The organism is Moraxella sp. K02 (genome assembly GCF_041154755.1).
Taxonomy (GTDB): domain Bacteria; phylum Pseudomonadota; class Gammaproteobacteria; order Pseudomonadales; family Moraxellaceae; genus Faucicola.
This window is the reverse complement of the sequence record NZ_AP031590.1, coordinates 1082443-1093967: the sequence shown is the minus strand read 5'-3', so window position 1 is coordinate 1093967 and position 11525 is coordinate 1082443. Positions and strand designations below refer to the sequence as shown.

The 11525-nt window shown below is 43.7% G+C and carries 11 protein-coding genes; 7 read left to right on the top strand and 4 right to left on the bottom strand.

From position 1 onward, the window contains the following. Positions 1–148 precede the first annotated feature (148 nt). Positions 149–1579: an ABC1 kinase family protein gene (locus tag ACAM39_RS05020; RefSeq protein ID WP_369628440.1), complete on the top strand. Its 1431-nt coding sequence runs from the start codon at positions 149–151 to the stop codon at positions 1577–1579. 59 nt (positions 1580–1638) lie between these two features. Here the strand turns inward: ACAM39_RS05020 and lpxB are convergent, their stop codons facing one another. Beyond that, positions 1639–3027, bottom strand: a complete 1389-nt coding sequence (lpxB, locus tag ACAM39_RS05015; protein ID WP_369628439.1) for a lipid-A-disaccharide synthase — start codon at positions 3025–3027, stop codon at positions 1639–1641. A gap of 305 nt (positions 3028–3332) precedes the next feature. Here lpxB and ACAM39_RS05010 point away from each other — a divergent pair, with 305 nt between their 5' ends. From ACAM39_RS05010 to ACAM39_RS05000, 3 genes are all read left to right on the top strand, one after another. Next, positions 3333–4430: a 3-deoxy-7-phosphoheptulonate synthase gene (locus ACAM39_RS05010; protein ID WP_083102147.1), complete on the top strand. Its 1098-nt coding sequence runs from the start codon at positions 3333–3335 to the stop codon at positions 4428–4430. An 82-nt stretch (positions 4431–4512) separates the two neighbouring features. Beyond that, complete coding sequence (locus tag ACAM39_RS05005; protein ID WP_007116753.1) at positions 4513–4683, top strand: hypothetical protein; 171 nt, start codon at positions 4513–4515, stop codon at positions 4681–4683. Then, the gene (locus tag ACAM39_RS05000) at positions 4683–5081 is read left to right on the top strand and encodes a type II toxin-antitoxin system death-on-curing family toxin (RefSeq protein ID WP_369628438.1); all 399 of its coding nucleotides are present in this window, start codon (positions 4683–4685) and stop codon (positions 5079–5081) included. The genes ACAM39_RS05005 and ACAM39_RS05000 overlap by 1 nt, the downstream gene beginning before the upstream one ends. Here the strand turns inward: ACAM39_RS05000 and ACAM39_RS04995 are convergent. Then, entirely contained in the window at positions 5078–5353 is a 276-nt protein-coding gene (locus tag ACAM39_RS04995) for a SlyX family protein (RefSeq protein ID WP_369628437.1), read from the bottom strand. The genes ACAM39_RS05000 and ACAM39_RS04995 overlap by 4 nt on opposite strands. A gap of 104 nt (positions 5354–5457) precedes the next feature. Between ACAM39_RS04995 and abc-f the strand changes: the two genes are divergently transcribed. Both abc-f and ACAM39_RS04985 read left to right on the top strand, forming a co-directional pair. After that, on the top strand, positions 5458–7413 hold the full coding sequence (abc-f, locus tag ACAM39_RS04990) for a ribosomal protection-like ABC-F family protein (RefSeq protein WP_369628436.1): 1956 nt from the start codon (positions 5458–5460) through the stop codon (positions 7411–7413). A gap of 158 nt (positions 7414–7571) precedes the next feature. Next, positions 7572–8552 (top strand): pirin family protein, encoded by a 981-nt coding sequence (locus ACAM39_RS04985; protein WP_369628435.1) that lies wholly within the window; start codon positions 7572–7574, stop codon positions 8550–8552. 66 nt (positions 8553–8618) lie between these two features. Here the strand turns inward: ACAM39_RS04985 and ppnP are convergent, their stop codons facing one another. After that, entirely contained in the window at positions 8619–8906 is a 288-nt protein-coding gene (gene ppnP / locus ACAM39_RS04980) for a pyrimidine/purine nucleoside phosphorylase (RefSeq protein ID WP_062330345.1), read from the bottom strand. A gap of 254 nt (positions 8907–9160) precedes the next feature. On the opposite strand from ppnP, the gene ACAM39_RS04975 reads away from it, so the two are divergent. Continuing rightward, the gene (locus ACAM39_RS04975) at positions 9161–10492 is read left to right on the top strand and encodes a lytic murein transglycosylase (protein ID WP_369628434.1); all 1332 of its coding nucleotides are present in this window, start codon (positions 9161–9163) and stop codon (positions 10490–10492) included. Between the two features lie 49 nt (positions 10493–10541). Here the strand turns inward: ACAM39_RS04975 and ACAM39_RS04970 are convergent, their stop codons facing one another. Further along, complete coding sequence (locus ACAM39_RS04970; RefSeq protein ID WP_128677936.1) at positions 10542–11474, bottom strand: NAD(+) kinase; 933 nt, start codon at positions 11472–11474, stop codon at positions 10542–10544. Positions 11475–11525 lie beyond the last annotated feature (51 nt).

Sequence of the window (11525 nt, the reverse complement as noted above, 5' to 3'; positions counted from 1 at the left end):
TGTGTTAAACCAAGTGGTTACGCTAAGTGGTTACGCTAAGTGTTAATCCACTTTATTAAAAATCGGTAACAACAATCAAAGCAAATCATGTGTTAAAATGATTTGCTTTTTATTTGGCTTTTTCTTTCAAAAACATTAGGCACCCTGTATGGCAAATCCGCAAAATTACGATAACCAACCGCTTGAACAGCTCAAAACCTCGGCGCTTGACCGTCGGTTATCGATTGCCAAAGCATCGCTCAATATCGGCAGACGATGGGCGACCAATAGTGCCTTTGGATTATTCAAATCAAAGGAAGAAAAAGCGGTACAAAAACAAGCTTTTATGCGTGAGCAAGCCCAATATTTGGTGGATGAGCTGGGTAAACTCAAAGGCTCGGTGGTCAAAATCGGTCAAATGTTAGCACTGTACGGCGAGCATTTTTTGCCCCCCGAAATCACAGAAGCCTTACAAACATTAAACAGCCAGACGACTGCTTTTTCATGGTCAATTATCAAATCCGCGCTACAAACCGAATTGGGCGATACCATCCATGAGTTTGATATCGACCATACCCCTATTGGCACCGCCTCACTTTCGCAAGTACATAGAGCGGTTCATAAAGCCACGGGCGAGCAAGTGGTATTTAAAGTGCAATATCCCAATATCGCTGATGCCGTGGACAGTGATTTGGATTTGTTCCGCCAACTGCTTAGAGTCACCAATGTTGTCCCGCAAACCCGCCAACTCGATGCGTGGTTTGAAGAAATTCGTGACCTGCTGCATCATGAAGTCAACTACCTCCTCGAAGCAGATACCACTGAGTTATTTTTTCAACGTTTTGTTGGGGATCGTCGTTATGTAGTGCCGCGCATCCTCAAAGCTTATAGCACCGATCGGTTGCTATGTATGACCTATGAAGATGGTGTGTCGATTTTGGATGAGCAAGTATTTGCGCTGCCCCAAGAAAGACGCAATGCGATTGGGCAGGCGTCGATTGAAATTATGCTGCGTGAGATTTTTGAATGGGGGGATATGCAGACCGACCCCAATTTTGGCAACTATCTGATTCGCCTTGCACAAAAGCCTAATACACAGCAGCCTGATACACAGCTTGATCAATTGGTGTTATTGGACTTTGGCGCGATTCGTCAGTTTGATGATAATCTGCTACTCATCGCCCGTAATTTGCTGTTGGCAGGGGTTTTTCACGACCGTAGCAAAATGCGCCAAGCGATTGAACAAGCAGGTGAGCATTTTGAATTCTTTGCTAATCTTAGTGATTCGGTGAAAAATGATATGGTAGAGCTATGTTTGCTTGCCAGTGAACCCTTTAGTTTGCCAAGTCGTAATCCGACAATTCCACCCCATGCACTGGATGTACATGGCAATTATATTTGGGCGCAAAGTGATTTACATAACCGTGTCATTAAGCTTGCCAGCAAATCAGCAACCTCAAAATCCTTTAGCGTGCCGCCTAAAGAGCTGATGTTTATTAGCCGTAAATTCATCGGCGCTTATACCTTTATGACTGTGCTTGATGCAAGAACTAAAGCCCATGATTTGATGGCAACATTCACCTCAGAAGATTGGGCGTAAGTTTACCATCAGTGTCACCGCACACAACTTGATAAAGCATCAAATTTTGTATGAGATTTTTACTGCTTTTTCCACGTCAGCCAATTATCAATCACCGCATTGGCAGGATTGATATTGCTTTGCTCACGCAGCCATTCTGACGTTTGCCGCAAATCTCGCAGCTGCTCGTTATAATTTTTAACTTTTAATGATTGCTGTACCACACGGCAAATATTGTCTGGGTTGGCGTCTTCTTGTAGCAATTCTGGTACGATTTCTCGACCTGCCAAAATATTAGGCAGTGCCACATACGGCACTTTGACCAGGCGTTTTGCCAGCCAAAAGGTCATTTTATTGAGTGAATATACCACCACCATCGGTTTACCCAGTAGCATGGCTTCAAGCGTGGCGGTGCCCGATGCAAGCAGCACCAAGTCTGACGCCGCCATCACCCGTTGGCTAAAATCCGCTTGTGTTTCATCACAGCTCACTGTCACGTGATGGCGCACCTGTGCTGATTGGGCTTCTAGATATTGCTCTACGATAGTCAGTAGGTGTTGGTTGACCGTTGGCACGATAAAGCATAGCTTATCATCCATAATCAACAGTTTGTGAATGGCTTTGAGCATTTTTGGAAAAATCGCATCGATTTCACTGCGTCTTGAGCCTGGCATCACTGCAATGAGATGACTCATCTCAAGCTCGCCCATTTTGACAAAAAACTGATGGTAGGTGGGATTATCCCAAATCAACTCACGGCGCAGCTCGTCCATGGGCGTTGTAAGCAAATTGTCATCAATGGTCTTGAGAAGTGAATGCCCGACACACACAGCGGGATGATCATGTTTTTGATACACAGACAACTCAAACGGAAACAAACACAGCACCAAATTGGTGGCGCGTTTGATTTTCTCAATTCGCCCTTCCCGCCATGCCCATATCGATGGGCTGACATATTGCACACAATAAATACCGGCTGATTTTAACCGTTCCCCCAATCGCAAATTAAAATCAGGCGCATCAATGCCGACAAAAATATCGATGGCGTTTTGTTTAAAGGCTGCCAAAATTTCATCGCGTGCTTTAAACAAATCTGGCAAATGCTTAACCACTTCCACCAAGCCCATCACCGACAGACGAGACATCTCAATCACTGAGTTAAGCCCTTGCGCTTGCATCTGTGCGCCGCCCACGCCCACCCATATAATGTCATCACGCAAATTATTCATCTGGCGCATAAAGTCTGCACCCAGCGCATCGCCTGAGACCTCGCCTGCTACGATACCAATGACAATCGGCTGAAACTTGGTTTTAGCCACGTTTTGCGGCAAGTTCTGTTCACTTAGGTTAGAAAAGCTCGCTTCGCTGACGTTATAAAAGCTGGCTGTGCTTGGGTTAGCAATATTGGTTGCGAGTGTCGCGTTTGCAGCAAGGTCTGAAATGGTTTGTGTAGGGGCGTTAGCGTACATGGGATTAAACAGCCTTGTTTGGTTATAATTTTAAAAAAATATTTTAGGGGTAAACAGATGAAAAGTAAAACCATCAAAAAATTTAAATGACAGTTATTTGTTATTTTGTACTAGTATACTGATACAATAATTGTTATACTGGTGCTATAGGATATTCAGATATCCAAACAGACTTTAAACATTGACAAAAAATTTTATCAACTGCCAAACTAAAAGTAGGCTTTCCTACTGACTCAAGTAATGACATTATAAATTTTTTGGTTTATAGTGATTTTTTAAATTTTTGCCAACAGCCTGTGAGAATTATGACAACTTTTGCCAAAACTGATATCGCTGATGTAGATAATGTGAATATTGAAGCAATTTTACCGCTAGTAACGCCTGCGGAATTAAAAAACGAACTACCATTGAGCCCCAAAGCTATCGAGACGGTGACCAAAGGTCGCGAAACCGTACGTAATATTTTAGACGGTAAAGACAAACGTTTATTGATGGTGATTGGTCCCTGCTCGATTCATGACGTCAACGCTGCGCATGAATATGCCGATAAACTGTTGGCTTTATCCAAAGAAATTGAAGACAGTATTTATGTCGTGATGCGTGTGTACTTTGAAAAACCTCGTACCACGGTGGGCTGGAAAGGCTTAATCAATGACCCAGACATGAATGATAGCTTTGATATCAATAAGGGCTTGCGTGTTGCGCGCAAACTGCTGCTTGATTTGAATGAAAAAGGCTTACCTTGTGCAACCGAAGCGCTGGATCCCAATACACCGCAGTATATCCAAGATTTAATCAGCTGGTCAGCCATTGGCGCACGTACCACTGAGAGTCAGACTCACCGCGAGATGTCTTCAGGTCTGTCTTGTCCAGTCGGCTTTAAGAACGGTACAGACGGCGGTATGACAGTGGCGGTCAATGCCATGCAAGCGGTCAAATCTGGTCATAGCTTTTTAGGTCTATCTGCCGATGGCCTGGTGTCTATCATTCAATCAAAAGGTAATCCATACGGTCATGTGGTGCTTCGTGGCGGTAATGGCAAACCCAACTATGATGCCACTGCCGTTGCCCAAGCGGAAAATGAACTTGCTAAAGGTAAAGTCTCAGGCAAAATCATGATTGACTCAAGCCATGCCAATTCAAATAAAGACCCTTACCTGCAACCGATGGTCATTCAAAATATCGCTGAGCAAATCAAACACGGTAATCGCTCGATTATTGGGATGATGGTTGAAAGTCATCTTAAAGGCGGTCGTCAAGACTTGACCGCGGATTTGAGCCAACTAGAATATGGCAAGTCTATTACCGATGGCTGTATCGATTGGGATACCACGGTCAAAGCGATGCATGATTTACGTGATGCCATTAAAGATGTATTACCCACTCGCGAGTTGAATGATTAAGCTTTTAGCATTTGAATAAATTTAATTAACCGCTATAATGAATTTGTAGCGGTTTTTTTGTTGATGAAATCAGGGTCTAAACATGAGCGAAAAATTGGAAAAATATGGCGTCAAAATCGTAGAACGTCCGGCCATTAAGCCCACTAAAAAACTTGATTTGTCAGGTATTTATGGTATGCAAATTATCAAATCGGAAACCAAACTAGTTCTACGCACTCATAACAAAACCTTTAAACGCCTAGCAGATATGTAATGGAGTTAATATTTTTCCCATTTGAACGGGTTATTGAAATAAATGCCTATATCCTTTCAACAGAAAAAGGTATGAAGGGGAAAGCAGACATTGGCAAATTACAAGGTGCTTTAGCGAGAATTGATAATGCCATTGTATATGGTGAACTTAATGATATTTTTGAGATTGCAGCGAAGTATGCAACAAGTATCGCTGTAGCTCATGCATTATCTGACGCCAATAAACGAACAGGTCTTGCGGTTGCTTTAGAATATTTGTCATTAAATGATTTTGAAATCACGATTGACCACATTTTGTTAGCCGATGCGATGCGAGATTTAGTTATCGGGGAAGTGACTGAATCCGAGTTCGCCGATATCCTTTATTCTCAATATGCATTGACCACTAGACTAGGTTAATAATGCGGCGGTTTATCGCTCAACAAATCAAACGGCTGAATTTGTGAGCCTTGCGTTTGAGTTTCCAATTTTTGATAAAGTAGCTGTAATTGCCGTTGTTGGTCAGCAATCAACTGACTTTGCTCGGTGACGATATTATCAAGTTTATCCAATGTATCTTCCATAAACAGCACTTGCGTTTGTAAATCAATCAACGCTTGGGTTAATTTTTCTACCCTATTAACCCACCCATTTTCATCGCTTGATCGTTTTTGGTGATCTTTTTCGCTCATTTAGAATGCCTCATAAGTTTCCCCACAATTTTTTGCCATAAAGTCTGCTACAATAGCCGCATTTTCCTATTATACAAACATTTTTACTAAACTTTGAGAAAGTTATGGCACTGATTCATTTACGAGATATTCATTTGGCATTTGGTATTGCACCGATTTTGGACGGTATTGATTTTAATATCGAACAAGGCGAACGCGTGTGTTTGATTGGGCGCAATGGTGAAGGCAAATCAACTTTGTTTAAGGTCATTAGCGGTCAAGTCAAGGCTGACAGTGGCGAATTCCAAATCAGTGGCAATCTGAAAATTGCCATGCTTGAGCAAGACATTCCAGAAACGTCGGGCAAAGTCAGTGACATCATTATGGCTGGTGCTGGTGACGTGGCAACATGGCTGACAGCCTATGAGCAAGCCAGTGATAAATGTGCAAGCGGTGACATGAAGGCCTGCGAATTAATGTCAGATTTGCAGCATAAAATTGATGATGCCCATGGGTGGGACTTGACCCGCGAAGTACAGACCATGCTGTCCATGATGAATTTGGACGGCGATGCCGATATTAGTGAATTATCGGGCGGTCGCAAACGCCGTGTACTGCTTGCCCGTGCGCTGATTACCAAACCTGATGTGCTACTACTTGACGAGCCGACCAACCACTTGGATGTCGAAAGTATCGAATGGCTTGAGCAATTTTTGCAAAACGCGCAAGGATTAACCCTGCTGTTCATCTCGCATGACCGCTCGTTTATTGACAAAATCGCCACCCGCATTGTCGAGCTTGACCGCGGTATTCTACGCAGTTATGACGTCACCAAGCAAGCAGGCAATGTCAATAAAGGCTATGCTCGCTACCAAGAACTTAAAGAACAACAACTGAGTGCCGAAGAAAAAGCCAATGCCAATTTTGATAAAAAACTGGCTGAAGAGGAAGTGTGGATTCGTCAAGGCATCAAAGCGCGTCGTACCCGCAATGAAGGTCGCGTGCGTGCGTTAAAGGCGCTGCGTGAAGAACGTAAAGCGCGCCGTGAGCAAGTCGGACAAGTTAATATCAGTATGAACGATGGCGACAATAGCGGCAAATTGGTTGCCAATGTCAAACACCTCAATCTAGGTTATGGTGATAAAACCTTGGTAAAAGATTTTAACACCAGCATCATGCGTGGTGACCGTATTGGCATTATCGGTAAAAACGGTGTTGGCAAATCCACGCTCATTCATGCGATTTTGGATATTCCGCAGCCTGATATCACCAAATCTGGCTCAGTAAAATTAGGCACCAATCTACAAATCGCCTTTCTTGACCAGCTGCGTGACCAACTTGATCTAGAAGCGACCGTGGTACAAAACGTCGCGGAAGGTTCTGATTTTGTAGAAGTGGCGGGTAAAAAGAAACATATCATCGGCTATTTGCAAGATTTCTTATTTGCCCCAGAACGCGCCAGAACGCCAGTCAAAGCCTTGTCAGGCGGTGAGCGTAACCGCGTTTTGCTAGCCAAACAACTACTAAAACCTGCAAATATCTTGGTACTTGACGAGCCGACCAATGACTTGGATATGGCAACCCTAGAGCTGTTAGAAGAAGCCGTCGATAGCTTTAATGGCACCATCTTACTGATTAGCCATGACCGTACCTTTATGGACAATGTCGTGACATCAACTTGGGTTTTTGATGAAGATAGCGATGGCAATGGTATTGTCAAAGAATATGTCGGTGGCTATCAAGACTATTTGACGCAAAAATCGCGTGAACAAGCGATTAAACCCAAAGCAGACAAATCAGAAAAGACAGCAGCAAAGCCCAAAGAAGTGATTAACACTGATGCCCCAAAAACTGATACGGTTAAGAAAAAACTGAGCTACAAAGAACAGCGTGAATTGGACAGTCTCCCTAATGAAATCGCGCTACTCGAGCAAGAGCAAGCTGAACTTCAAGACAAATTAGCCGATGGCAGCTGGTTTGTGAGTGATATGGCAGCCGCCACCCAAGCCAGTGAACGTCTCAACGAGATTGATGATTTGCTACTTGAAAAAATGGCGCGCTGGTCAGAACTTGATGATTAAAATCATTAAATAATTTATGAAGGCAAGGTTAGCAATTAACTTTGCCTTTTTTTATGTTTTATATTAGTTAATGTTTACAATAACCAATATAATGTAATTTATACTTGAAAATAGCCTTTTTGCTCCTATAATTATAGCTATCAATAAGGAGAAAAATCATGGCCATGCAAAATAGCAAGCAAAATAGCAATAAAACTTACCGACAAGTCGACAAAATCCATGCTGCCCCACGCCCCCATTGGGTGGGTGATGGTTTTCATGTCAACCCGATGTTCAATCATATGGTGGGTGATAAACGCACTGATCCTTTTTTAATGCTCGATTATGCAGCAAAACAATATTTTGAACCCAATGCTCAATCCCCTCGCGGTGTCGGACAACATCCGCATAAAGGGTTTGAAACGGTAACTATCGCCTATGCAGGTGAAGTCTCCCACCGTGATTCTAGTGGCGGTGGCGGGACTATTAAGACAGGTGATGTGCAATGGATGACGGCGGGCAATGGCGTGATTCATGAGGAATTCCACTCCCCTGAATTTAGCCAAGCAGGCGGGGATTTTAGTATGGTACAGCTTTGGGTCAATCTACCTGCCAAAGATAAAGCCACACCTGCCAAATACCAACATCTTGCCAATGATGACATGGCGGTGGTCAGTCTGCATGATGATGAAGGACTGCATGCAGGACAAGTTAAGGTAATTGCTGGGGAGTTTACCCCTACTGTCAATACCCAAGTCCCCCAGCAGGGTGACAATAAGGCACGCGGCATTGGCACGACTTTTACCCCTATTAACTTGTGGGATATCAGTATTGAACCCAATCGCTCGATAGAAGTCGCGATTTCTCGCACTCATAATTCGTTGTTATTGTCGATGCAAGGCGATGTTATCATCAACGCTGATCACGACCAGCAAGCCCACGCCAATCAATTAATCACTTTTGAGGTTGAAAGTGGCGATACGGGCGAAGATTTTGTACGCTTAACGGCAGGCAAAGCGGGGGCGAAAATCTTGCTGATGAGTGGTGAGCCGATTAATGAGCCTGTGGTAGGTTACGGACCCTTTGTGATGAATAGCCAAGCCGAAATCCGTCAAGCTATCTTAGATTTTAATGCGGGGAAATTTGGCGATATTCAATAAATTTTTTGGCTAAAAAAAGCGATATCATGGATTTGATATCGCTTTTTTATTACTGATTTATCTTGATTATTTATCTTGGTAAGTACAAAGATAAGCCGTTTCTTCGTCAATTTTGACTTTGAATTTTTGGTTGGCATCGACGGTAAAGGTTTCATGGGCTTTAAAAGTTTGCCAGTCAGTTTGGTTTGGCAACAATGCCGAGATAGCCCCGCTAATGACGGTCATGGTTTCAAACTGACTCGTGCCAAACTCGTATTCGCCTACTTTCATCACGCCCACGGTCGCAGGCAGGGTGGCTGTTTGAAAACCAATTGATGCCACATTCCCATCAAAATATTGATTTACTTTTAGCATAGTTATTCCTCAAAATTAGCTACTATAAATCGATTATCATAAACTTTTTTGCCCAATTATCAATCCTATTTTCCAAAAAACGCTGGCAAGACTGCTAAAATCTGGTAAATACTTTTACCGCAATTTTTGTAGGATTTTTATATCAATTATTCCTTAACAATTAAAATTTCCTATTTTTGTGCTATATTCAATTTTTTTACCACAGTTGTTATATTTGTACGCATTTGGCTTGTATTAATTGAGGTTATTGCTCTATGTATGTTAAATATTCGTCGTCTATCATCTCGTTGTCGCACCGTTTTTCTGGTCAAAAACTGGCATTGCCTGTCAGCTTGGCAGCCTTGTTGGCAGCTTGTTCATCAGCACCTATTCAAACCCAACCCCAAAAATTACCAGGTACGTTACCGACTGCCCCTGTGGTGATTACGGCACCCCCGAAAGTCACGCCCGTGCCACCTGTGACTGTTCCAACCAATCAATACAGCAGCTTTTATCAGTGGAAATCGGATTTTATTGAACGCGCCGTGCAAAAAGGTTACCCCCGTGCTGATGTTGAACGCTTGCTGTCTAGTGCCAACTACAGCGAACAAGTGGTATCACTGGATAAAGGACAGCCTGAATTTGCCAAAATGCCTTGGGAATATATCGATGGTGCCGCATCGAGTGGTCGAGTCAGTGGGGGTCAGCGCAATTTTGCCAGCCAAAGCGCCCTACTTGATCGCATTGAAAATCAGTATGGTGTGCCAGCCTCTATTGTGACTGCCATTTGGGGCATGGAATCTTCTTATGGTCAAGGCACAGGCAACTCATCACTGGTCAATAGTTTGGCGACATTGGCATATGATGGTCGCCGCCGCAGTTTTGCAGAGGATCAGCTGCTAGCGCTGTTGTCGCTGCTTGAGCGTGGTGATATTGAGTGGTCACAACTGCGCGGCTCTTGGGCAGGTGGGATGGGACATACCCAATTTATTCCCAAAACTTGGTTATATGAAGCAGTAGATGGCAATGGTGATGGTCATCGTAACCCTTGGCATACCGCTGATGCGTTAGCCTCTACCGCAAGCTATCTTAAAAATGCCGGCTGGCAACGTGGCATAGGCTCGTACTATGAGGTACGATTACCGAGTGGTTTTGATTATCGCCAAGTCAGTACCAAAAAAAACATGGCGGACTGGCAAAATTTAGGCATTCAATTTATCACCCCAAATGCGCCCATGGATGCGATGGCAGAATTGTGGCTCCCTGCGGGTAAAGAGGGTCCTGCGATTTTATTAACCAAAAATTTTGATGCTATTAAGGTATACAATAATTCCTCGAATTATGCCATGGGGGTGAGCTTACTTGCCAAAGCCATCATCGGGCAGCCAGGCTTACAGCAATCTTGGCCTCGCTATGAGCAGCCACTTGCTACTTATGAAGTACGCCAACTGCAACAGCGTTTGACGGCAATGGGTTATGATACTAAAGGCACAGACGGCGTCGTAGGCACCAATACCAAATTGGCATTTCAGCGTTGGCAAGCCGACCACAACCTAATCCCAGATGGATTCATCTCAAAACGCTCGGCAAGTGGGCTGATTAATTAAGGTATTTCTTCATAAAAAAGCCACCGAATGATTCAGGTGGCTTTTTTATTTAATTATCCATACTAAATTCTTCCGCGTAGCTATTCCAACCGAGCTTAGTACGACAAGCTTCAAAAAAATCTACCCCAGGTGGGTGTAATAACGTGAGTTTGTTCGGATGCTTGTGAATCACTAAACGCTGGTTTTGGTTGAGCGGCACCGACGGTTTCCCATCTGCACTCACCATCGGCTGGGTGCGATTATCTTTATGGATGCGGATTTTGATTTCGCTATTGCCGCTGACCACAATCGGGCGGCTTGATAAGGTATGTGGATGCATGGGCACTAGACAAATGGCATCCATACTAGGATGAATAATCGGTCCGCCACCTGATAGCGCATAAGCGGTCGAACCCGTCGGTGTGGAGGCAATCAGACCATCACTGTGCTGACGATAGACATTAAGCCCATCAATTTTTAAATGAAAATCTAGCATATGCACTGACTTGCCTGCATGCAGCACAATGTCATTTAGCGCCATATCTTCATAAATCACATGTGCACCTTGACGGATTTCCATTTTTAGCAAGAATCGATCTTCAAGCTGATAATGACCTTGTAAAATACTGGTCAATTTCATGTTTAAATCATCAGGATAAATGTCAGTTAAAAACCCTAAACGTCCGCGGTTCACCCCCACTACGGGCACTTTGTGTTTGACCAGTACTTGCGCGGCATGTAGCAGCGAGCCATCACCACCGACCACAATGACCAAATCACAAGCACCGCCTAGCAAACTGCGCTCAATAGTAGCAATCTCGCCTAGACGTGCAAAATCCAATGCCGGCAATCGTGCCGTCTGATGGTCAATTAATAAAGGCAGCCCTTGCTCATGAAAAAAGTCACAAATTTGGTAGATACTTTGAATGACACTTGGCTTGTTGGCACGGCCCATAATGCCGATACGCCCAAAAGCAGGATTGGGAATAAGTGTGGACGTCATAGCAGAAAATTAACTGATAAAGATTGAACTATTTTATCACAGCTTACTGGC